19 protein-coding genes are annotated in these 23,508 nt (G+C 57.0%); 8 read left to right on the top strand and 11 right to left on the bottom strand.

Annotated elements, in window-relative coordinates:
- Window positions 1-32: 32 nt before the first annotated feature.
- From ABD890_RS09575 to ABD890_RS09555, 5 genes are all read right to left on the bottom strand, one after another.
- Window positions 33-674, bottom strand: coding sequence for a 3-keto-disaccharide hydrolase (locus ABD890_RS09575; protein WP_345088232.1), 642 nt, complete (start codon window positions 672-674; stop codon window positions 33-35).
- Between the two features lie 78 nt (window positions 675-752).
- Window positions 753-2,759, bottom strand: coding sequence for a hybrid sensor histidine kinase/response regulator (locus ABD890_RS09570; RefSeq protein WP_345088230.1), 2,007 nt, complete (start codon window positions 2,757-2,759; stop codon window positions 753-755).
- 215 nt (window positions 2,760-2,974) lie between these two features.
- A complete protein-coding gene (locus ABD890_RS09565; RefSeq protein ID WP_345088228.1) occupies window positions 2,975-4,888 on the bottom strand; it encodes a chloride channel protein in 1,914 nt (637 codons plus the stop codon).
- A 284-nt stretch (window positions 4,889-5,172) separates the two neighbouring features.
- Window positions 5,173-5,595 carry a hypothetical protein gene (locus tag ABD890_RS09560; protein ID WP_345088226.1) on the bottom strand — a complete coding sequence of 141 codons (423 nt, stop codon included), beginning with the start codon at window positions 5,593-5,595 and terminating at the stop codon, window positions 5,173-5,175.
- Window positions 5,596-6,549, bottom strand: coding sequence for a DUF1559 family PulG-like putative transporter (locus ABD890_RS09555; RefSeq protein WP_345088224.1), 954 nt, complete (start codon window positions 6,547-6,549; stop codon window positions 5,596-5,598).
- Window positions 6,550-6,914: 365 nt separating this feature from the next.
- Here ABD890_RS09555 and ABD890_RS09550 point away from each other — a divergent pair, with 365 nt between their 5' ends.
- Window positions 6,915-7,727 carry a c-type cytochrome gene (locus tag ABD890_RS09550; protein ID WP_345088222.1) on the top strand — a complete coding sequence of 271 codons (813 nt, stop codon included), beginning with the start codon at window positions 6,915-6,917 and terminating at the stop codon, window positions 7,725-7,727.
- 2 nt (window positions 7,728-7,729) lie between these two features.
- Here the strand turns inward: ABD890_RS09550 and ilvA are convergent, their stop codons facing one another.
- Window positions 7,730-9,319, bottom strand: a complete 1,590-nt coding sequence (ilvA, locus tag ABD890_RS09545; RefSeq protein WP_425548471.1) for a threonine ammonia-lyase, biosynthetic — start codon at window positions 9,317-9,319, stop codon at window positions 7,730-7,732.
- 586 nt (window positions 9,320-9,905) lie between these two features.
- On the opposite strand from ilvA, the gene ABD890_RS09540 reads away from it, so the two are divergent.
- The 3 genes from ABD890_RS09540 (at window position 9,906) to ABD890_RS09530 (ending at window position 13,768) form a co-directional block, all read left to right on the top strand.
- On the top strand, window positions 9,906-11,117 hold the full coding sequence (locus ABD890_RS09540) for a sensor histidine kinase (protein WP_345088220.1): 1,212 nt from the start codon (window positions 9,906-9,908) through the stop codon (window positions 11,115-11,117).
- Between the two features lie 258 nt (window positions 11,118-11,375).
- Window positions 11,376-12,596 carry an HDOD domain-containing protein gene (locus ABD890_RS09535; protein ID WP_345088218.1) on the top strand — a complete coding sequence of 407 codons (1,221 nt, stop codon included), beginning with the start codon at window positions 11,376-11,378 and terminating at the stop codon, window positions 12,594-12,596.
- Entirely contained in the window at window positions 12,596-13,768 is a 1,173-nt protein-coding gene (locus ABD890_RS09530; RefSeq protein WP_345088215.1) for an HD domain-containing phosphohydrolase, read from the top strand. Before ABD890_RS09535 ends, ABD890_RS09530 begins: the two co-directional genes overlap by 1 nt.
- 10 nt (window positions 13,769-13,778) lie before the next feature.
- Here the strand turns inward: ABD890_RS09530 and ABD890_RS09525 are convergent, their stop codons facing one another.
- On the bottom strand, window positions 13,779-14,873 hold the full coding sequence (locus ABD890_RS09525) for a bifunctional transcriptional activator/DNA repair enzyme AdaA (RefSeq protein WP_345088213.1): 1,095 nt from the start codon (window positions 14,871-14,873) through the stop codon (window positions 13,779-13,781).
- Window positions 14,874-14,937: 64 nt separating this feature from the next.
- A complete protein-coding gene (locus tag ABD890_RS09520; RefSeq protein WP_345088211.1) occupies window positions 14,938-15,546 on the bottom strand; it encodes a hypothetical protein in 609 nt (202 codons plus the stop codon).
- Between the two features lie 288 nt (window positions 15,547-15,834).
- Here ABD890_RS09520 and ABD890_RS09515 point away from each other — a divergent pair, with 288 nt between their 5' ends.
- Window positions 15,835-16,233 carry a GlsB/YeaQ/YmgE family stress response membrane protein gene (locus ABD890_RS09515; protein ID WP_345088209.1) on the top strand — a complete coding sequence of 133 codons (399 nt, stop codon included), beginning with the start codon at window positions 15,835-15,837 and terminating at the stop codon, window positions 16,231-16,233.
- A gap of 129 nt (window positions 16,234-16,362) precedes the next feature.
- Here the strand turns inward: ABD890_RS09515 and ABD890_RS09510 are convergent, their stop codons facing one another.
- A complete protein-coding gene (locus ABD890_RS09510; protein ID WP_345088207.1) occupies window positions 16,363-16,701 on the bottom strand; it encodes a P-II family nitrogen regulator in 339 nt (112 codons plus the stop codon).
- Between the two features lie 1,068 nt (window positions 16,702-17,769).
- On the opposite strand from ABD890_RS09510, the gene ABD890_RS09505 reads away from it, so the two are divergent.
- Window positions 17,770-18,348: a thioredoxin family protein gene (locus ABD890_RS09505; RefSeq protein ID WP_345088204.1), complete on the top strand. Its 579-nt coding sequence runs from the start codon at window positions 17,770-17,772 to the stop codon at window positions 18,346-18,348.
- A gap of 64 nt (window positions 18,349-18,412) precedes the next feature.
- Window positions 18,413-18,847 carry a SufE family protein gene (locus ABD890_RS09500; RefSeq protein ID WP_345088201.1) on the top strand — a complete coding sequence of 145 codons (435 nt, stop codon included), beginning with the start codon at window positions 18,413-18,415 and terminating at the stop codon, window positions 18,845-18,847.
- 27 nt (window positions 18,848-18,874) lie between these two features.
- Here the strand turns inward: ABD890_RS09500 and ABD890_RS09495 are convergent, their stop codons facing one another.
- Both ABD890_RS09495 and ABD890_RS09490 read right to left on the bottom strand, forming a co-directional pair.
- Window positions 18,875-21,289: a serine/threonine protein kinase gene (locus ABD890_RS09495; protein ID WP_345088199.1), complete on the bottom strand. Its 2,415-nt coding sequence runs from the start codon at window positions 21,287-21,289 to the stop codon at window positions 18,875-18,877.
- 224 nt (window positions 21,290-21,513) lie between these two features.
- Window positions 21,514-22,557, bottom strand: a complete 1,044-nt coding sequence (locus ABD890_RS09490; protein ID WP_345088197.1) for an aldose epimerase family protein — start codon at window positions 22,555-22,557, stop codon at window positions 21,514-21,516.
- Window positions 22,558-22,936: 379 nt separating this feature from the next.
- Here ABD890_RS09490 and ABD890_RS09485 point away from each other — a divergent pair, with 379 nt between their 5' ends.
- Window positions 22,937-23,491, top strand: coding sequence for an RNA polymerase sigma factor (locus ABD890_RS09485; protein WP_345088194.1), 555 nt, complete (start codon window positions 22,937-22,939; stop codon window positions 23,489-23,491).
- The last annotated feature ends 17 nt before the right edge of the window (window positions 23,492-23,508 follow it).

Raw genomic sequence — 23,508 nt, 5'->3', positions numbered from 1 at the left:
GGCGGACGTGCCCGAGCCGCCAGCCAGAGGGGTTACAGCGTTTCAAGCTCGATGTTCTTCAGAGCGGCCCCGGTGTTCCAGGTTCCGATGCCGAGCGGCTTGGTCGTGTCTTGCTCGATCCAGATGCCAAGTTGACGGCCTTCCGGGTTATACGAGATGATTTTTTCGTCATCGAGCCAGACTTGCACCTTGGTGGGTTCGACTCGAACGCGGATCTTGTACCACTTGTTGTTCTCGAATTCGGTGTAGCCGGTGGTTTCATTTTCGACGGCCGCCATGCCATCGATGTTGGACACTCCGGTGACCCCGCCACCCCAGCCGCCGATGATCAGCGTCTGATGGGCTTCCCCGACGGGGAAGGTAAGGCCGCAGAAGAAGTCGGAACCCTTCACCCGCATCGCTTCCAGACGAACCTCGTAGTTCATCGTCGGAGGCTTGCTGTCGATGACGATACCGGTTGCCGGATCCCCTTTGCTGAGCTGGATCGCGCCATCTTTGACGGTTACCTCGCCGTGGTCTTCGTAGAAGCCTTCGTCGTTGACCTTCCATCCTTTGAGCGTCTTGCCATCGAACAGCTTTTGCACCTTGGCTGCAGCCGGGGCAGGCTTCTCTTCCGCGGAAAGCGTGGCAACAGGAAGGGCAAACAGGCAAAGCATCGCGGCGGCGCGGAGCATGGGCAAACCTCAAGAATCAGGGAAGGGCGAGACTTGTTCGATTCTCGCAGGTGAGGCCCGGCCTGGCAACGGTTGGGTTTATTGGCAGGTCGAGGTGGTCGCTTGACGCGAGAGTTCGCCGAATCGCTTCACGATTTCAAGCAAGGCAGCTCGTTTGATCGGCTTGGTGAAATAGTCGTCGCAGCCAGCTTCCAGGCAGCGCTCGCGATCCCCTTTCAGGGCATGGGCCGTCAACGCGATGACGGGCTTCGTGAACTCTTCTTGCCGCAGCAGACGCGTGGCAGCGTAGCCATCGAGAACCGGCATCTGCATGTCCATCAGCACGAGGTCGACACTGCTGTCGGCTTCGAGGCCCGCGGCAATGGCTTCCTGGCGATGGCTGCGGACCCAGTCGACCGCTTCCTGACCGTTCTCGGCCAAGGTGACTTCAGCACCACCCTTGCGGAGGAAGGTCGAGATGACGACCTGATTGTCGCGACCATCTTCGACGAGAAGCACGCGGTAGCCATCCAGACTCGGGAGCTCGGGCGTCTTGGATTCGGATGTTGGCTGACGGACAGGCAAAATGGACTCGCTAGGAACCTCGACCGGAATACGAACCAGGACCGAAGTGCCGTTGCCGACTTCGCTTTCAATATCAAGCGAACCACCCAGGATATGTACCAGGCGGCGACTAATCGAAAGTCCAAGGCCCGATCCGGCATGGCTGCGGGAAGGGGAATTATCGGCCTGACTGAACGGCTCGAAGATTGATTCCAGCCGTGCCGCCGGAATCCCGGCGCCCGTATCGCGAATGATCAATTCGAGGGTGGGTGTTGGGTAGCGATGGAAACTGATATCAACACCCACTTCTCCTTCCTGCGTGAATTTAATCGCGTTGTCGATCAGCCGCGAAAGGATTTGACGCGTGCGTGTGAAGTCGACGAACAGATAGTCCGGTGTATCGGGGTAGAGGTTGACTGCCAGCTTCAAGCCGTGCTCGGTCGCTTTCGGGCGGAACACTTCCACACCACATTGCACCAGCTCTTGAATCGAGGTCTTCTCGAGCTTGGCTGCTGGGTGGACGGTTTCAATGCAAGACAGTTCCAGAATGTCGTCCAGCAGTTTCATCAGCTCTTGGCTGTTGCGGCAAATCGCGTCGACCGAATCGTTGGTGTCCGAACTGCTGGTGAGGTCGCGAATCAGGTCGGCGTGCCCCAGAATTGCATTCAATGGGGTCCGAATATTGTGGCTCATATTCGTCAAGAATTCGTTCTTGGCGATGATGGCGGCTTGGGCTTGCTTGTGGGCCTGGGCCAGTTCGATTTCTACTTCTTTGCGCTGCGTGATATCGACTGCCGAACCAAGAATCATCGAGCGGCTGCGATCATCCGATCGGAGTTGCCCGCTGAGGTTATACCAGTGATAAACACCATCGGCATGCTTTAATCGGCATTCCACTTGAAATCGGCCGGCGTCTTCATCGAAGTGAATATCGATGGTGCCGTACAGCGTGTCGCGGTCTTCTGGATGTACGAACTCCAGCCATTGTTCTACGTTGGCCGGAAGCTGTTCGTGCGTCAGCCCCAGCATCTGCTGGAAGTGCTCCGACAAGTAGATGAAGTTGAGGTGGCGATCCCACCACCAAAGGCCGACATTTGCTTCGGCCACCGCCAATCGGTACCACTGCTCGTGCATACGAAAGTTCTGTCGTATGCGTGCTTCTTCGATTAGTTGACGCATCTTGACACGAAGGTCTGACGAATCGAGTTCGTCCCAACGCAACACATAGGGTGAAGCGCCGATATGAGGTTCGTCTTCGATTCGTACGTTCAAGCAGTTGCCCAAGAACTCGGGCGTGCGTTTCAGATCTGGCAGAAACGAAGGCTCGCCGTAGCGGTTGGCGACGCGCCAAACACACAAGGCAAATCGATTGCGAATCAACTCGGGCCAGGCATCGGGCCGGACCAAGGTAATATGCTCTTGCGAAACGCCGCACGACGAGAGCAACTCGACGATTTTCATCGAAGGCATCGCTTCCGCAACAATCGCAATTTCAATCTGGTCGAATTCCATCATCGATTGGCCCCCACGCTCGTTGGTCACGGCGTGAATCAATGTTTGCTCGAAGTTCGTTACTTTGAGGGGGTGCCGTCTACCGACGCAGTCCCTTTGGCAAAGTTACTTCACAGAACGACCAGTTGCTTAATAAGCAGAGCGAATATGGCCAGACCGAGCCATAGTGGTATCGATCGTAGCGATTGAACTACCTAAAACAGCTAGACGCGAGGTCGAAAAAATCGGGGCTGTCAGAGACGCGTTTAGTGTTTCAGCAGTTCTTCGCGATATCGAGCCATCACGTCCGCGCGGACCAGCAAGCCGATCAGAACGCGTTTGCCACCGGTCGTGATTTCGACCGGCAAGGTGCCGACGTCGCGCGAACCGAAGTCGCGCAGCGCTTCCAGCAGGTTCTCGTCCGGAGAAACGGCGATTGGCGAGATCATGGCAATGTCGTGCGCATTGACCAGGTACGGAGAGATATCGGTGTCGAGCACCCGGTGCAGGTCTTCTGGACGGATGATCCCGTGCAGGCTGCCATCTTCATTCATCACCGGCAGACTCTCGATATGAGGGTTCTCGCGGGCGATCTTGATGATCTGCATCAGGTTGTCGGTGTACTGCACCGTGGGGAATTTGCGGACCATCACCTCGCGAACGGCGATGTTCTCGATATGGTGCAGGTCGTGGCTGCGGGCGATCGATTCGCCGCGTCGAGAAAGCTTCTTTTCGTAGATACTTTCCGGATCGATCCAGCGTGCAATCAAGCTCGAGATCCCGGCCGCCGCCATGATCGGTAGGATAATGCGATAGTCGTCGGTCAGCTCATACACCACGACAATCGCGCTCAAGGTTCCATGCGTGGTGCCCGCGACGACAGCCCCCATCCCCACCAGCGCATATGCCCCTGGGTGGTCGCACCACTGCGGCGCGAAGAGGTTCAAGAACAGCCCGATCACCGCGCCCGTGGTCGCCCCAATGAACAAACTAGGCGCGAAGATACCGCCAGAGCCACCACCAGCCAGACAGGCACTCGTAAGGAACGGCTTCACAATCACCAGCGGCAGCAGCCAGATCAGGTTCTGCCACATTTGGTGGCGAGAGAGGCGAATATTCTCGTGATGCTGATCTTCAGCTGTCATGTCGGCATCGGTCAGCTTCTGAGCGTTTTCCAGGTGCAACGTATGGCTGATCGCTGCGTAACCAGTTCCATACAGCACCGGGATCGGGTGTCTGCGGTCAGGATCTTGCTGGGCGGCTACCGACTGTTCCGGAGCGATCGGGTAGATCATGTAGTAGCCGGTTCCGATGATCCCTAGTAGCAGACCGCACGCGATCGCGCGGACCCAATGTTTGGGGATCCAATATTCCGACTGGTCTTCGAAGTAATACAGCAGCTTGGTGAAGCCGACCGCCATCAGGCCACAAACCACCCCGAGCACAATGTACGACGGAAGTTCGTAATAGGCGCCGTCGAACTGATGGTCGATGTGAGGGAACTCGGGCGTGTGCTCCCCTGTCGCGCCATGGTTCTGCTGGACGACATTCGCCAGCACGGCGGCAATCACGATCGGGGAAAGGCTTTCGACGGCGAAGTTGCCCAGAATGATTTCACTGGCGAAGATCACCCCTGCGATCGGAGCATGGAACGTGGCCGAGATACCGGCCGCCGCCCCTGCGGCGGCGAGCACTTTCATGCTGCGGGCAGAAAGCTGAAACAATTGTCCGGCCGAGCTACCGAATGCGGCACCAATCTGAACGATTGGACCTTCGCGGCCGATCGAACTGCCGGTACCAATACAGAGGGCGCTGGCCAGCAATTTGACGATTGCCACCGGCGGTCGAATGACCCCGTCGCGTCGGGCGATCGCTTTGATCACTTCCGGCACGCCGTGACCGACCGCTTCCGGGTAGTACTTTCGGGTATACCAAGAGACAATCACCAGACCGACCACCGGGCAAAGCACCAGACCGATCAATCCCAGCCAGTGGGTTTCGGCCAACTGCATACACGGAAGGATCGAGTAGTCCTGGATCCAGCCGATCAGAAAGGTCATGAAGATCGAGCTATAGCCGGCCATCACACCGACCAGGCCAGCCAGAAAGATGGTCAGTGGTTGCGCAGGAATGGTACCGCGCTTCAAATGCACGGCCAGCCAGTTTTGAGCCGGCGCCATCCACCCACGAACCCGAGACCAATGCATAGAACTCGTTCGAAAACAGCCCCCGGACGTAGATCCCGGAGGAAACCCAATTGGCAAGGAAAGCATTTCAGCGTATCAGGGAAGCCGCTCAGGTTAAAGGGTGGACCACAGATCACCCCCCACGGATTGCCGCCGCAGCTGCCACGACAGCTTGCACTTCATTTCCTAATACAAAGTCTTGCCGGCGGTTAAACCAAGGCCTTCAGGTCGTAGAAAACCTGGCAGAGAACTTGTCGAGCGAACTGCTATCGTCGGCTTTAGCGAGATTTCTTTCGTTGGGCTGGCACGTCGAAATCGAATTCGCCGGACGACTTTGGCAGGTCAAAGCTTTCCTCGAACGGCTTGAACAGCAGGTTGCCATCCAGGTTGTCACCCACCGCGACGCCGTCGAAGCCTTCGATTCGGACGACATGCGGACCGCCGACCAGGCCGAAGCTTTCGCGAGTGGTGTAGGTACCGTCGTGGATGATCGCCTTGCTGCCATGTCCGGCGTTGCCTTGGGTGGTGTCGGGCGAGAAGGTGATCGTTCCGGTCGGGACCGGTTTCCCTTGATAGGTCACTTTGCCGGTCAAGTGAACCGACGTATCGCCGGCGCCGCAGCCTGCCAAGGTCAGGCAAGCCAGAACCAGGCTGCCTGACAGAAGACGATTTCGCATGTGCATCAATGCCGAGCGAATCATTTACAATCCCCCAATCCCGGAAGCCGGAGCACCGTCGCTGATCTTCGCCAGCGTCTGGTAGGTGGCCAGGTCGATCGTTTCAGGGATGAAGTGAACCGAGCCATCTCCCATCAGGAACTCGCATCCGCCTGGGTGAAAGCTGCCGAACAGCTTGGTCATCACGTTGAGCGTGTCGGTCTTCATCCCGTCGCGTGGGTCCGAGTTGATCTGTTCGCGAGCCGCAGCCAGAACCAGCGGTGTACCCCAGGCGTCGAGCTTCGTCGACGAGGCCCAGCCGTTGTGGTAGCCGTCGGCACGGCCAGCTGGCGTGAGGCAGTAACGCGTTTCGCCCACCATGAAAATGTTCGACGAACCATCGGTCAGGTCGCGGAACCCATTCTTCGAGTTGAGGTGCATCACACCGTTGCGATAAAAGACGCGCTGACCTGAAGAGGTCGAGCACGATTCTTCCAAGGCCGGGCCACCCCCTTGCACACCGTAATAGCTGATCGAGTTCCAGTCGCCATTGCTGGCAGGGTTCGATGGGCACTGATAAGCCTTATTGCTCAGCTTGAACATGTTGTTGTTGGCGGTCACGCCCGGCACGTTGCTGGTCGCCGTGAACTTGCCGTTGAGATCGAATCGGTCGTACAGTGTGGTCTGTTCCAGGAACGGCAGGATCGCCACGGTCCATGGTTCGCGAGGGCCATCGACGCCGCCGGTCGAACACCAGTTGGAAGTCGAGAAATCGATCTCCGGGGTGAAGCGGCTTCCGGCAGGGAATTGGCCATACGTGTCATGGTGATTGTGCAACGCCAGGCCCAGCTGCTTCAGTTGGTTGGTGCAGCTCATCCGCCGGGCCGCTTCGCGGGCCTGCTGAACCGCCGGCAGAAGCAACGCAATCAATACGCCGATGATGGCAATCACGACCAACAGTTCCACCAGGGTGAAACCCGAGCGATGCAGACGAGACATGGAAAGGGTCTCTTAAATAAAGAAGAAGAGAAAGATTCGAGAGAGAAAGGTGAGTGTCATTAATATCGGGTTTTTATATCAATTTTATGATGTGCTCAAGGATGAATTTCTAAATTTCAGCCTGGGGAAAACCGTAGATCGTTCCGGTGTATTAGAAGGTAGGGGGCTGATCCGGTCGCACGGGACAAGATCCCTCAGCATGAGTCGAATGACGCTAAGGGAACTCAGTTGGCCAATAGGGTCCGAAGTTGCTTCAATTTCGAGAAGCTACGTAAGAAACTTCACGGTTGTCATGCCACCGAATAGCGATAATAGAAGTGCCTGTCCCGACAGGCTCGCTCTGACTTATGGAATGGAACCTGCCAATGTATCGCCTGCCTAAATATTTCTTCGTCCTCGTCTCGATCGCGCTTGCAAGTCACGGTTCGCTCTTTGCCGCCGAGCCACTTTCGGTGCCCGACGACTTCCCGGCCGGGCCGCTGGGGGAAGTCGTCCGCCTAGGACAGCTGCTCGTTCACGAGACCAAAGACCATCCGCTTTCGAAGCCATACGTTGGCAACCAACTCAGCTGCACCTCGTGCCATTTAGAGGATGGCCAAGATCCTCAAGCCGGTAGTTTCATCGGGACGGCCTCGGCGTACCCAGCCTGGTCGCCACGGGAGAAGCGTGTCATCACGCTGGAAGATCGAGTTCTGAACTGCTTCATGCGCAGCCAGAACGGCGTGCGGCCTCCGAATGGAAGCCAGGTCTCGGTGGCGATCACCGCATACATCACCTGGCTTTCGAGCGGAACGCAGATCGAAATGAATCCCAAGAAGCCACTGGGGCCGAAGCATGTTCCGCCGGTCGATTTAAGCGAGATCGAAACCAGCACCGAGCGTGGCAAACTTCTGTACAAAGCCCAATGCCTTGATTGCCATGGTCAAGCGGGAGAAGGGACCGCCGACGGGCCTCCCGTTTGGGGGCCGCAGTCGTACAACGACGGAGCCGGGCTCAGTCGAAACGACAAGCTGACATCGTGGCTGAAGGTGGGCATGCCGCTCGGCGATCCGTCACTCAGCGTGCAAGAGGCCGCCGATCTCGCGGCGTATATCAATAGCCACGAGCGACCTCACTTCAAGCTGGAAGAACATCTGCCGGCGCATGACAAGCGAGGCGAGTACAACGCCGAGCCGTAGGTTCAACCGAGGAACAATCGATAGACCGGGTTCTCGGTTTCGTCGACGTATGGATATGCCACGCTGTCGATAAAGTCTTGGAAGGCGGTCGTCGCGTCGCTGGGGATTTGCAGCCCGATCAAGATCCGTCCGTAGTCGGCACCTTGGTTTCTATAGTGGAACAAGCTGATATTCCAGTCGATCGGCATCGCCGAAAGAAACCGCATCAGCGCTCCTGGCCGCTCTGGAAAGACGAAGCGAAAGAGTTGCTCGCTGGAAGCTTGTTTACTGTGCCCACCCACAAGGTGCCGCAGGTGCAGCTTCGAAAGCTCGTCGTCGGTCAGGTCGAGCGTATCGAACCCGTGCGAGCGAAGCTGTTCGGCGGTTCGCAGTGCTTCGTCTCGGCTGCTAACGGCCAGACCGACGAACACATGAGCGACGTTCGAGTCGGAGATGCGATAGTTGAACTCGGTCACAGCACGGGGACCGATCACTTCGCAAAGCCGCTTGAAGCTTCCGCGTTCTTCCGGGATCGTCACGGCGAACAAGGCTTCGCGTTCTTCACCCACTTCGGCACGCTCGGCAACGAACCGGAGGCGATCGAAGTTCATGTTCGCGCCGCAGGTGATCGCAATGAGCGTTTCGTCCTGCAGACCGTGGCGGGCCGCATACTGTTTCAAGCCGGCGACACTCAACGCTCCGGCCGGTTCGAGAATACTCCGGGTGTCTTCAAACACATCTTTGATCGCAGCACACACGGCGTCGGTGTCAACCACGACGTAGTCATCGACCAGGGCCTTGGTCACACGGAAGGTCTCTTCGCCGACCTGCTTTACCGCGGTGCCATCGGCGAACAAACCGACGTCTGTCAGCTGAACGCGTTCACCTTTTTCGACGCTGCGAATCATCGCGTCCGAGTCGTTCATCTGAACGCCGATGACTTTGATCTCCGGTCGAACTGCTTTGATGTAAGCCGCGACGCCTGAGATCATCCCACCGCCACCAATCGCGACAAAGATGGCATGGATCGGCTTCTGGTGTTGTCGCAGAATTTCAACCGCGATCGTTCCTTGTCCGGCGATCACGTCTGGATCGTCGAATGGATGAACGAATGCCATGTCGTTGCTTGTGCTCAGCTCGATCGCATGCTGGTACGAATCGGTGTAGCTTTCGCCAAACAGAACGACATTCCCGTCCAAAGCTTTGACGGCATCGATCTTCAGCTTGGGAGTCGTCTTCGGCATGACGATGGTGGCCTGGCATCCCAGGTGCTTGGCGGCCAGGGCAACCCCTTGGGCATGATTGCCAGCCGAAGCACAAATGACCCCGCGCTGAAGTTGTTCCGGTTCAAGCTGGGCCATTTTGTTATAGGCCCCACGCAGTTTGAAACTGAAGACCTGTTGGCTGTCTTCGCGTTTCAGCCAGATGTCGTTCTTCAATCGCTTCGAGAGCTTCAAGGCCCGGTCGAGCGCCGTTTCGTGAGCAATCTCGTAGACCTGGGCGTTCAGAATCTTCCGTAGGTAATCCATCAGTCCAAGATGGGTGCCATCACCCACGAGGCCACGCAAGGAAGGAGTCGAGGGTCCGGAGCTGGTTCGTGTCGAGCGTTTCATGCTTTCCATTGGAAGCAAACCGAAGCAAAGGGTCTAGTGGCACCAGCCACATGTGTGGGAAACGTACGCCGCCGTAGCGTGACAGAGGTCCGCCCGGGAAGGTTGTTCCGGGCTCCGATGGCAAAGGTTGCCCCGTACGATCGATACGACCCGAGCGTCCTGACCAGCAACGGGCAGGAACGATGTGGTTTCATGCAAGATGACCCGTTCCCCATCGTATCAGCACTCACCGAGTCGGTTTATATCACAGGCTTGCCATTAGGGCCCTTTTAGTGGGGCGGTTTTGATTGCAGGATGAAATGAGGATTGAAAATGGCCAACGCCATCCATTCTCGACAACTCGAACATCGCACAAGTCGCGCAGGCGTTCGACGCGCCAAGCTGTTTTTGTGCAACCGATCGGCGTGCATCTCGTCCCCTAAAACGCTCGGTCTTGGCTCAACTTGTTGGCTGCCACACGTATCGCCGTGAACTTGATGGTCGCACCATCACAAGCCGCGTTTCATCGAAAGTTAGACACGCGCGGCCCGGATAGGTGATCTCGTTTTCCATTCTTCTCCGCTTTCCCTTTACCTGGTGTACCTCGATGCAAGTGCTGATTGCCGACGATAGCGCGCTGGTGCGTGCCATGCTGCAAGACACGCTGGAAGAAGCTGGGTACGAGGTCATCGCCTGCGCCGATGGACTGCAGGCCTGGGATGCGATTTCCCGCGGCGAGTCGCGTCTGGCGGTGCTCGATTGGATGATGCCTGGGCTGAGCGGGATCGAAATCTGCCAGCGACTGCACGAATCGCATGTCGCCAACTGGGTCTATGCGATCTTGCTGACCTCGAAGGATTCGCCAGACGATATCCTCCGGGCATTCCAGGCAGGTGCCAGCGATCACGTCTGCAAGCCATTTCGCGAAGCGGAGCTGCTGGCTCGGATTCGCGTCGGTCAGCGGATGATCAACTTGCAGATGGAACTGGCCCAATCGCAAAAGCTGGAGTCGGTCGGGCAGCTTGCCGCGGGCATCGCGCACGAGATCAACACCCCCACGCAGTACGTGGGGGACAACATCCGCTTCTTAAAGGACTCGTTCGAGGACATCGGCGACGTGCTGGAAGTGTTCGACCAGTTCCTGCAGTCGGTCAAAGCAGGCAGTGTCGATGCGGATGCGCTGGCGAAGGTGGAACAAGCGATGAAGCAGGCCGATGTCGACTATCTGCGGGAAGAGATTCCGCAGGCCATCGATCAGTCGCTGAGCGGAGTCGAACAGGTCGCAAAGATCGTCCGCGCGATGAAAGACTTCTCGCACCCCGGCGGCGAAACGAAAACGATGGTCAATCTGTCCGAGTCGATCGAGACCACAATCTCGGTCGCCCGGAACGAGTGGAAATACGTCGCAGAGGTGGAAACCGACTTCGATCAATCGCTGGAAGACGTTCCCTGCATGCCAGGTGAGTTGAACCAGGTGCTGCTGAACTTGATCGTCAACGCGGCGCACGCGATTGGCGACAAGCTCGGCAGCGAGTTGACCGAACGCGGAACGATCACCGTCGGCACACGGCGTTTGGATAACTTCGCTGAGATCTTCGTTCGCGATACGGGCAATGGGATTCCTGATTCGATTCGACGTCGGATCTTCGATCCTTTCTTCACCACCAAACCGGTCGGCAAGGGAACCGGCCAGGGGCTGGCCATCACGTATTCGGTGGTGGTTGAAAAGCATGGTGGCGAAATCGATTTCACTTCCGAGATCGGCAAGGGAACGACTTTCTCGGTTCGCTTGCCGTTGGCCTGTGGAGTCCCGGCATGAGTACGCTGCCACTGCCAATTCGCTTTGCCGATGCGGAATCTTCTTCCGCCGCACTTCACGTATGCCTGTGGGACGATTGGGTAGGTCCCTTGGTCAGCGCATGATGAGCGCGGGGAAGTGATCGGTGCCAGATCGACGTTGTCGAGCGGCACCAGGGCAGCAGCTTTTATCGTGGAATCGAGCGCCGTTGGCCCCCAGGCAACGAGGCGGTTTGCCTGCAACGACGCTTGGTTCGACGGAACATGCAGGAGAAGTGTGATGACAAAGATTTTGTTTGTTGATGATCAGGCCAACGTGCTTTCAGGCCTGAGAAGGATGCTGCACGGACACCGCGACGAATGGGAGATGGAATTCGCCAGCGGTGGCATGGAGGCAATCAAGTTGCTGGAGGAGAAGCCTTTTGATGTGGTGGTGACCGATATGCGGATGCCAGGCATTGATGGGGCAGAACTCCTGCGGCGAGCTCGGGAGCGTTGGCCTTCCATCGTGCGGATTGTTCTGTCGGGGCAGTCCGAACCGGAGCGAATCCTCCGCGCGATGGGGCCAACGCACGTTTACCTGACGAAGCCATGCGATGCCAATCGTCTAACAACCGTCGTTTCGCAGTCGAGCATTCTCCGCGATCGCTTGCCGAACGCGGCGCTGAAACGGGTCGTCTCGCAGTTAGACTCGGCACCGTGCCAGCAGGCAACATTCGACCAGCTGGTGGCCGAACTGGAATCGCCATCGCCTTCGCTCGAACGCCTCGGCAAGATCATTGCCACCGATATCGGCATGACCGCCAAGATCTTGCAGTTGGTCAGCAGTTCGTTTTTCGGACAGCCTCAACGGGTTGGCTCGCCACAGCAAGCCGCTGCACTGCTGGGAAGCGAACTGCTGGGTGAGTTGGTGTTGAAGGTCGGTATCTTCCAGCCGGTCGACTTCTCGCGGATCGAAGGCTTTTCGTTGGAAGAGATCAACCGGCATTCGGTGGAAGTGGCGGCGTGTGCCCGGATGGTCGCCGAGTTGGAAACCAGCAACAAGCAGACCATCAACGATGCGTGGCTGGCTGGCATGCTGCACGACATCGGCAAGATCGTGCTGGCCAGCGCAATGCCGGCAGCCTATCAGGAAGCAGTTCGACTGGCTCAGAACGGGACAATGAGTCTATGGCATGCCGAGATGCAGGTCTTTGGTACCAGTCATGCGGAAGTCGGTAGTTATCTGCTGAGTTTGTGGGGTCTCCCCGAGCCCATTTGTGAAGCAGTCGCCGACTTCCGTTCCCACAGTAGTTATGAAGACTTCGACGAATTCCGCCCGGTGACGGCCGTTCATGTGGCAAACGTCCTGCGCCGCCGGAATTCGTTGGAGCAGCTGTTCCAGAAGGTTCACGAGGAACGGAAAGCGGCGGAAAGTGAAGAAGCGACGCCCCATTACGAATCGTGTCCATTGTACTGGCATCAAGGTCCACACACTAACGCATCGCAAGGAACCTGGTAATGAGCAAACGTATTTTGCTGGTGGATGACGAGCCGAATATCTTAAACGGATATCGACGTCATCTACGAAAGCTGTTCGATGTCGAGGTTGCCGAGAACGGCACCCAGGCCATCGAGCGGCTCGATCAAGACGAAGCGTATGCGGTGGTGGTCTCGGACATGCAAATGCCAGACGTCAGTGGCGTTCAGGTTTTGGCCCATGCCGCCAAGCTGCATCCCGATACGGTCCGCATCATGCTGACCGGCAACGCCGATCAAAAGACGGCGGTGGTCGCTGTGAACGAAGGACGCATCTTTCGCTTCCTCAACAAGCCGTGCGAACCAGAAGTGCTGGCCAAAGCATTGGACGCCGGCCTGCGGCACTATCAACTGGTGCGGGCCGAACACAACTTATTGTCGAAGACGCTTGGTGGAAGCGTTAGCTTGATGACCGAGGTTCTTTCGCTGGTCAATCCGACGGCGTTTGGAAGCTCGACCCGGATACGTAACCTGACACGCCAGATGTGCGCGAAGCTCTCCATCGCGAATGCCTGGGAGGTGGAGGTCGCCGCCATGCTCTCGAAGATTGGCTGCGTCTCTGTCCCCCAGGCAACGCTGGAGAGGTGGTACGCCGCGGAGAAACTGACCGAGGATGAACAGAAGATGATCGACGCGCATCCGCAAGTCGGAGCAGGGTTGGTGCGCAAGATCCCTCGTCTGCAAGGCGTGGCCAAGTTAATCGAAATGCAGAATGTGCGGCTCGACCAGCCGAAGAAAGGGGAGGGGGGAGACGTCGAAGAAGTGCCGATCGGTGCGAAGGTGTTGAAGGTGCTCGTCGATTACGACGCACTCTTATCGGCGTCGTCGGTGGCCGATGCGATGGGCGTGATCTTGAATGATCGGAAAGCCTGGTACGAGCCGACCATCACCAAGACACTCAAAGAGATCGTGGGCGAAGGGTACGTGACTCGATCGTTAAAGATTCCGGAACTGAAGTTCGGGATGGTGTTCGAGCAAGACGTGCAGACGGTCGACGGCAGTATTCTGGTGACCAAAGGACAGTGGGTGAACGAATCGATCATTCGCCGTCTACAAAACTTCGAGCGATCGCAGGGCGTTCGGCAGCCAATTTCGGTTCGGGAGTATACGGATGACATTCCGGCCGAAGCTGCTGCCGAACCTGCGGTGGTTTGATAACGAGGTTTTACTCGTCGATATCGAGTGGCAAAGCTAATTGGCCGGCGGAAGAAGTGGCTTGTTCCAGCTGCAGAAGTCGCTTCTTCCGCCATAGGCCACCGGCGTAACCACACAGGTGACCATCGCTGCGAACCACGCGATGGCATGGGACGACAATCGCCAGACGATTATCTCCGTTGGTGCGACCGACCGCACGGGAGGCGGTCGGTTTGCCAACCTTGACGGCAAGCTGCTGATAGCTGCGTGTCTCGCCAAAAGGGATCTCGCGCAACTGTTGCCAGACGGCCGATTGAAACGGCGTGCCATCCATCCGCAGCGGCAAGTCGAACGTCTTTCGCTTGCCTTGAAAGTACTCTTCCAATTGCCGGGCCGTCTCGGCCAGTACCGGATGCGAGCCTGGCAAGATCGGCTGGGAAAAGAGCTTGCTGATCCGCTCGAACTGCTTGGGCAGCATCTTGCGATCGACGAATTCCAGCAAGCACAGCCCGGCGTCGTTGCCGGCAGCCAGCATCGGTCCGAGCGGGGTCAGAACGCGCTCGACCAGGATGGGATCTTTGTGCTTGGCATCGGTCGGCGTGTGGCCGGTCCACTTGCGAAGGCTTTCGCGAAAACCACTGAGCGACTGAAAGCCATGATCGAGGGCAACCGACAAAACATCGTCTCCTGACTGCAGGCCATCGACCGCCAGACCAATGCGCCGAGTTCGCAGGTACGCATGAAATGTCATGCGGTAATGTTCCTGGAACCAACGCCGAACGCGAATCGGCGAGAGCCCAAGCGATTGCAAATCGGCATTCGTCCAACGGCGACTCGGAGCCGATTCCATTTGCTCGAAGAGCGGAGTAAGCCACACGGGAACGCTGCCAGCGCGTTCCAGCGGGCGACATCGTTTACAGGGGCGGTAACCGGCAGCCAGGGCTTCGTCGGTGGAAGCGAAGAACTCGACGTTTTCGCGGTTGGGGGTCTTCGCTTTGCAGCCAGGCCGGCAGAAGATGCCGGTCGTTTTCACAGCGACAATAAAGATTCCTTCCATCTCGACGTCGCGGTCGACGATGGCCTGGTACATCTGTTCGGGGCTGGGCAATGTAGCGGTGGCGTTCATGGCTGTACTATACGAACGCCACCTTCGTGCCGGCGACCGAAAAGAGAACAAACAATTCGGAATCTTAATTCAGGATGGTCTTGGTCTGAGCGACCAGTTCCGAGATCTTCTCAGGCGAGAGCTGAGGCGAGACGGCTTCGTTCACCTTCAGGCCATCGTTGTTCCACATCATGACCTGGACTTGGGTCGATGGAGCAAGGCCATAGCCGGCTGGGCCTTCCGCACCATCAAAAATGGTGAGCGGCGTGTTCTTGATATGCTGCGAGGTTTGCACGCGGTGGAGGTCTTCTTTCACGGCTTCCGATTGATCGCCGATCACCACCATGAATGCGGCTAGTTTCTTATCGGCGTTCTCGCCCACTTTTTGGTCGATCTGCTGGACCAGGCTCGTGACGGAATCGTTCACTTCGCGAGTGAAGATCACGACGGTCGGCTTGCCAGCATATTTGCAGCGATAGCAAAGGTGTTCACCAGCGGCTGGTCCCGTGACATCTTCCACCTGAAAGGCACCCGGCTGTTCGCCAAGTTGCAGCGAAACGACGCGCGACGTGCGCGCATCGGACGCGATCCGATTTCCAGGGACGCTCTCCAGATCGGGCGTCTCGATTCTCGTGCAGCCTACCAAAGCGATTGTGCAGAACGACAGGGCGAACAGGGAGAGATGAGTTCGCATGGGACACCTCCGAGTAGAAAACCGAGCATCAGCAAGATTAGGATCGATCCGTCCGGGAATCGATCGGAAGGTGCCTCGCAGGGCGATGCTGCCCTGGGCCAACTTCCATCTTTATTATATCTTTCCGGCCACGATTGCCACGACTTAGACACCCGTGGCAGAACTTTTCCGGGCTGACCGGCATAATCGGCAAATTTTTGAGCCTGTCCTGACGACACCTAAATTGATGACGCCTATCTTTTGGGGACGATCGTCCCCGTTTAGCTAGCACGAGACGAGCAGACGGTTATGGGTGAAGACGCTCTTCAAGTATCCCAGCAATTTGAAGTTTGGGCCAACTTGGTTTTGGCTTGGGTTGGGTTCGGCACGCTGACGGGGCTGTTTGCGAAAGCGATCATGCCTGGGCGCGATCCTGGTGGTCCGATTGCCACGCTGGCGATGGGAATTGGCGGCTCAGTGATTGGCTGCGGGATGGTTACGCTGCTGTTCGAGGGCTACCAGGTTTCGCCGATCAGCCCGATTGGGTTTGTCGTGGCGACCGGTGGTGCGTTCTTCATTCTGTTTTTCTATCGCCTGCTTTCGGGGCAGGTGGTCGACGAGGCTCAACCGATGGCTCCGAAACGCATGCGGTTGTACAACACGCGCCGTCGCGCTTCGACGCGTAGTGCCCATCACGACGACTATTAGTCGTCCGAGCGATCTTTGTGAGCCGCGCATAAAAAAAGCCGATCCAGATTTTGGATCGGCTTTCGAGAGAGAGTGAGTGTCACTTCGTGCGCTGTGCCACGTCGGCTATCTCGAATCGAGGCGTTTGCCTTAGAGGGCGGACGACCCGGTTTCTGCCGTACGGATACGGATGGCATCGGTCAGCTCGGAGATGAAGATCTTTCCATCGCCGATCTGGCCTGACTGAGCCTTCTGGATGATCGTGTCGACGATTTCCTGGCACTGCTCGTCGGTGCAGACGATTTCGATTTTGATTTTGGGAACGAAATCGATCGAGTATTCCGCACCACGATAGGTCTCCGTCTGTCCCTTCTGACGTCCAAATCCCTGGACTTCCGTAGCGGTCATACCACCGAACCCCTTCGTGACCAGGGCTTCCTTGATTTCGTCCAACTTGTGGTGGCGAACGACGGCTTCAATCTTCTTCATTAATGCATACTCCAACAAACTGACGTGACGTTGTGTGGACAGGTCCGAAACTTGATGCTCTTACGAATCTTACGAAGTGGAGCCATGCACCAAACAAGGCGGAGAGCGAGTGCATGATGTGTCTACGGCCTAGTTGTCCGATGCCCCCGTTCGTTTGCAACCGTTATGCCAATTAACCGATTCGGGAGCAATCGCTTCTTGTAACCATGTGAATAATCAGCGGTTACGTCAACTAACATTTTCGGAAAATGGGATTTGCCCAATGCCTTCTGCGTGACAATTTGGCATTGAGGGGGGCACCTGCCTAAGATGGTGACAGGAAAAAGTTCGCGAGAATATCCTTTAGCGCAAAAAAATAGCCGAGGTTAAGGAGGCAAAACCTCCTCAACCTCGACTACCGTTCGCGGCAGCCCCACTGCACGCGAACAACACCCCATCATGCTTCCACACTGTTCGGGTCAGGTCTTTTTTGTCGACCTTCTTTTGCTTGTTCGGTTGAGGAAAGCGAGGCGATCAAACTTGGCCCCACCTCTTACGACACTCCTTATCTCAGAAGTGCGGGGCAAGTCGAAGTATCGCAGTCGCAAGCTTGGCTTCTGGGCGTCACGATCCTTCGTGATGGGCCTCGAATCTACTTGCGATTCGCTTTCGCCCTACATTAGATGCAAGGTGTGTGCCAATTCAGACGCGGACCCAAAAAACGTGTCGAAATTGGCCTGTTTCCCGGTATTCTTGCGTGAAATGCTGCGTACTTTTTTCAGACCGCCCCTAATCGGCCAGCTGATAACTGCCTAAAATGCACGCAGGTGCTGCCTCCTAAGGCAACGTGCCTCGCCGAACTTGCGGGAGGCCGTGATTATGACGGCATTTTGCAGGCAGCTTGGCCTGCGGCTTCGTCCTTTTCTCGGTCGTTTATCTTGCCGTTCGAGACCGATTGCCCGTTGGCTGCATCGCAGTAACAGGCACGATCGGCCACCGGCCGTTTTGCCAAGCGATTTTTTTCGCCGACTATCCTTATTTCGGCGATCGATTTCCATGATTTTCCTTCTACCCCACTCGAGATTCGCAATGTCTTTGGATTGGTCCTCCTTGTATTCCTCTGGCTATAGCTACAGTGACTTCCTGGCGAAGTACGGCAACGAAAATCAGCAGCAGCGCTGGGAGGCCAAACGTCTTACGCTTGAGCTCAACGAAGCACAGACGTCCTTGTTGGGGGGCTTTGCCCGCAAGATGTATGTGCTTTGCCTGTCAGGCGCCTGGTGTGGCGACTGCGTCGATCAGTGCCCGATGTTCGACCTGATTGAACAAGCGTCGCCGAACATTGAAGTTCGCTACGTCGATCGCGACGAAGCCGACCCTGGCCTGAAGGAAGCAATCAAGGTTTGTGGCGGTAACCGTGTGCCAGTCGTGGTCTTCCTCAGCGAAGACTTCCAGGTCACTGGGATGTACGGCGATCGGACGCTGGCCCGTTATCGCCAGATGGTCGAGAAGCTGACCGGGGCGGCCTGTAGTACCGGCATTTCGCTCGGTGGCGACAAGATGGACACCTTCACCGGCGAGGTCCTGGCCGAGTGGATCGGGCAGTTCGAGCGAAACCAATGGATTTTGCGGACTTCGACACGACTGCGTGAAAAGCACGGGGACTAGAATAGAAACCGATCTGCCGGGAAACTGAAGCGATCCGGCCTTTCCAACCAAGACGAGAAGTACGTTGAACGAACCTCCCTCCCTGACCGCTGAAGAACTGATCGATGACTTCGAGTTCCTCGATACGAAAGAGGAACGCTTGAAGCTGATTATTGAACTAGGCCGCGAATTGCCGGATCTGCCGGAACCGCTGCGTCGTGAAGAGTTCAAGGTTCAAGGCTGTCAAAGTCAGGTTTGGCTCGTTCCTGAAATCGTCGAGGCGGAAGGGGCTCCGAAGCGGATCGTCTTTCAGGCCGATAGCGATGCCCACATCGTCAAAGGATTGGTGGGCATCCTGGTGATGCTGCTTTCGGGAAAGACCCCGCAAGAGATTCTCGACTTCGACCTGCGCGGCTTGTTCGATCAGTTGAAGCTCGAGAAGCATCTCGTACCGGCTCGCTCGAACGGTTTGCATTCGATGGTGCGGCGAATCAACGAGATCGCCGCCACCGTTGCCTAGCCCGGCACGCGCCTGACAGAAACTGGTTTAGTTCTGATCGACCAGTTGCATTAGATCATTGGTGGGAATGTGCTGTTCCCACCAATCCTTGGCATCTTGCTGAGACCAAGGATATTCTGCCATGATCGCTTCGACCGCCTGTAGAACTTCGTCGGCCGACTGAGGGCGATCGTTGGGATCTTTCGCCAGGCAGCGAGAGATCAAATCTTGCAGGGCATCTGGAATGACTCGGTCGGAGGCTTCGTGAACCGTGGGGATCGGTTGCGTGACGATCTGCACCAGCACTTCGACGGCGTTGGTCGAGTGGAAAATCGTTTGCCCGGTGAGCATGAAGTAGGCAGTCGCACCGAGGGCGTAGATGTCGACGCGAGGGTCGGCCTGGGTCGGGTTTTTGACCCGTTCCGGCGGAATGTACATCGGAGTGCCGCTGATCTCGGTGGTGGTGGTCACGGCGGTCGCGTTCGGATCGGCGGTCAAGTTCTTCACCAGGCCGAAGTCGAGCACTTTGGCAACGTCGAACTCGCCACCGACGCGGCAGAGCATGATGTTCAGTGGCTTGATGTCGCGATGGATCAGGCCATTGGTGTGGGCTTCGCGAAGCGAGGCGGCCACTTGCCGCATGACTGAAAGCACCCGGGCCACCGACTGCCAACCATATTGCCGCACCAGCACTTCGATCGTGATCCCATCGAGGTATTCCATCGCGTAGTAAAACACGTTGTCAGGCGTCTTGCCGTAGTCGTAGATCTCGACCGTGTTGGGGTGCTTCAGGCGGCTGGAAAGCTGCACCTCGCGTTCAAATCGCTTGAGCAGCGCCGAATCGGTTTGCTCCGGTCGCATCAGCTTAATGGCGGTCGGACGCTTGAGCATCTGGTGACGGGCGAGATAGACCTGACCCATGCCCCCTTCGCCCACTTTTCGCAGCAGTTGATAGGCACCAATCACGACGTTCTCGCCGACGTTTCGCCGCATGTGCACCAGCGAAGTCGCCGCGTAATAGGCCAGCCCGGCGAAGCCTGCGATCAGAAACAGCAGACCAATCTGGGCAATCGAAATGTAAGTAAACGGACGATAGGCTTCCTGGGCTTCGGTTTCGTACGCGACGCCAAAGTTATAATCGTCGAGCCATTGCCAGGCTCCAACGACATCGTGCCCGCGATAGCCATCGTAAGGATCAAGCATGATCCCCGCGTTGATTCCTGCTTCGTGCGAATTGAGGGCACTGGTAATCAGCCGCGTGAAGCGCGGATGAGGCGAGGTGGGGGGAGCATTCGCCGCATGCGGGGGACGCAGCACCAGGTTGACTCGGGCGGGCTCGCCTTCCGGCAGCATCCCTTTTTGCCAAAGATCGTTAGTGAAGCGACTTTCGGTCAGCATCTTGCCATCGGCATTAAACGCATAAGCTTCGCCCGTCTTGCCGGTACGTGCCGTGGTGAGCGCATGAGTGAAGTTGCCGATCGAATAATAGCCGAAGCAGATGACTGCCGCGGGTACGCGGTTTTCATCATAGATGGGGGCGTAGACCCATACATAAGCCAGGTTTGGCAGGCCTGCGGGAAGCGAGATCTCGTCGTCGGACCGGGTCGGTGGGATGAAGCCGGGCTTGTTTGCAAACAGGTCGGACACAATCTGCAGCCGCCGCGTCCCACGAAGCTTGTGATTGATCGTTTCGGGGACCGACGACGCGATGATCGTTCCGGTCGTGTCGGCAACGATATAGACCGCTTCGTCTTTCAAAACGGCAGGCTGAGGAGTTTCGTTTGGATCGTCTGCCTGCGTCACGGGATCGTGCGTCTCAACGAACTGCGTGATCTCGCGCTGCGTGTGCGAGAAGTTCGGAAAACGCCTGGCGAAGAAATCGAGCTCTTCCTGAATGTCAGCCGTCGTGTAGTCATCTTCGCGAGCTCGTTTTTCACGGAGCATGCTCAAGATAGCAACTTGAACGTCTTTGTCGCGCGCGGCGACCGCGGCGCTCTCTTTGCGGGTTTCGATCCACATGGTCAACGCTTGCACGTCGGCCCCCAGCAAGGCATTAAATTCCTGCTCACGGATCTCGCACAGTTCGGTCCAAACGACATATCGCGAACCAATCCCCAGCAGCACGATGAGCATGACGAACGAGACAATCGCAATCGTACGATAGGCCCGCGAAGCCCAGACACGAACCAGAACGCTGGTACCCGGCAAAAGGCGGCTATTGCCTTGCTTGGGATGAACGGAATGCTGCAAAGGAGTGACGCCACCAGCGCCGTTGGTGGTGATCTCAAGGCTCTGGGGAACCGGCGTCTTGGCCGGCCCGCCGACAAGCAGCTCTTCGACGCGCTGCCGCAAGATAACGTCGGTGCCGCAGGTATCGTCCAGGAAATCTTGACGAGCCTGCCCGCTCCGTCGACGTGCCTCGGCGGTTATTTTCTGAACGAGCTCTCGATCCGTCTGCGACATGCTTCCAGAATACAGGTCTAAGCGAAGTGGGATTCGTCCCTCATGGTAATGGGAACCGGCCCGATTGATGAGGCTTTCGTGGGAAAAAAAGAGGGCTCGAACCAAGAAATAAGAGGTGATTTTCTAGAATCAATTGCTGACGATTCGACCGTTCCACGAAAAAAGGCGGCTCCCAATCTGGGAGCCGCCTTCATACTTATCAATGGCCGTTTCGACAACTGTCGTTACTTCTCGACCGAGAACTTGTGAACCGTCACTTCGTGAAACGTTTCGCCTGGCTTCAGCGTGGCCGAAGGAAAGCTTGGCTGGTTCGGGGTGTCGGGGAAGTGTTGGGTTTCCAGACAGAAGGCTTCGTGCTGGTTCAGGCCGCCATTGGCGTCGCTGCCATCCAGGAAGTTACCACTGTAGAACTGGATACCTGGCTGGGTCGTCCAGACTTCCATCACGCGACCCGAGGTCGGTTCTTTGACGGTCGCGGCCAACGCCAGCTTGTCGGTCTGATCGCTCAGGACAAAGCAGTGGTCAAAGCCGACCGGATCGCCACCGGTCTTCTGAATGTCTTTGCCAATCGCCTTGAACGAGGTGAAGTCCATCGGCGTCCCTTTGACTGAAGCCAGGTCGCCCGTTGGAATCAGGTTCTCGTCAACCGGCAGGTACTTGTCGGCTTCCAGCTTCAGAACGTGATCGTAGTTCTTGCCGTTCTTGGCACCGGCCAGGTTCCAGTAGTTGTGATTGGTCAGGTTCAAGACGGTGGTGGCGTCGGTGGTCGCGGTGTAGTCCATGACCAGCTCGTTGGCTGGGGTCAGCATGTACTTCACGGTGACCTTCAGATTGCCAGGGTAGCCTTCTTCACCATCTTTGCTGGTGTAGTCGAACTGAACGCCCACGGCTTCTTCGGTTTCGATCTTCTTGGCAGCCCAGACCACCTTATCGAAACCCTTCAAACCGCCGTGAAGCGTGTTCGGGCCGTTGTTGGTCGCCAGGGTGTACTCTTTGCCGTCCAGCGAGAACTTACCCTTGGCGATGCGGTTGGCGTAACGACCGACCGTGGCACCAAAGTAAGGAGGACCGGCGAGGTAGCTTTCCAGGTTATCAAAACCGACGTTGATGTTGGCCGACTTGCCATCCTTATCGGGGGCCGAGAGGCTGATCATGGTGGCGCCGTAGTTGATCAGCTCCATCACGAGGCCGTTGCCGTTTTCAACGGTGTATTTTGCGATCACGGTTCCGTCCGGCAGTTGGCCGAACTCGCTCGCGGTCACGTTCATTGGGGTGTCCTTTCCTTTAGCTGCAGGCTCAGCGGCCGAAAGGCCGGTTGCCGTCATTACGATTGCCGCAAGGCTCAGTGCGACAGAGGTTAAGCAGCGTGTCATCATCGGAACTCCAGACATTTGGGGCTAGTAGAGAGACGGCGTGAAACACCGTCCAGGGAATAGCTAGGGTGACGTGCATTGAGAACTATTATCCGACTCCGTTTTTCAGAAGTCTAGCGATTAACGGTATTTACGGTTCAAACCATAGGGGAATTTCCTGCGTAGTAGAGTTGTTTGAGAATGATTGCACCAGCACCTGAGATATTTTGCGAAAATTTCCGAAAAACGGCCGCAAGGTTTTCGCCTGACCGGTAACTAACCCAGCGAGAAAAGGATGACACCCACCGAGATTGCAGGAGTCGACGTGAAGCCAGAGCCAGCAGCATTGCTCCAGCAGCATGACCGCTGGCTGAGGACTGCGCTGATCGCTCGACTTCGCAACTCGGTGGAAGTCGATGATGTGATGCAGGAAACGGTTACCGCGGCGCTGGTGAATTGGCAGCAGATTAGGGACCCTAGCGCTGCGGGACCGTGGCTCTACAAAATCGCCATTCGACAGGCATTGTTGTATCGCCGTAAACAAGGACGGATTCGCAAGTTACACGAAGACGCCCAGGAGCACGCGCCCCCTCGGGGCGACTCCGGGCGCAACCCACTCGACTGGCTTCTCGCCGAGGAACGCAACCAGATGGTGCGTGACGCCCTGAGCGAACTTCCTCGCCGCGATGCCGAGATCTTGTTGTTGAAATACACCGAGCAGTGGAGCTATCGCGAAATCAGCGAGCATATCGGGATTAGTACCAGCGCAGTCGAAGCCCGACTCCACCGAGCCCGACAACGAATGCGCGAACGACTGATGGCCCGGGAAGTGATCTCCACGGGCACCTAGTTCAAAAACGAATTTTG

The sequence above is a fragment of the Bremerella cremea genome, from assembly GCF_039541315.1.
Taxonomy (GTDB): Bacteria; Planctomycetota; Planctomycetia; order Pirellulales; family Pirellulaceae; genus Bremerella; species Bremerella cremea.
This window is presented reverse-complemented; position numbering and strand designations above follow the sequence as displayed.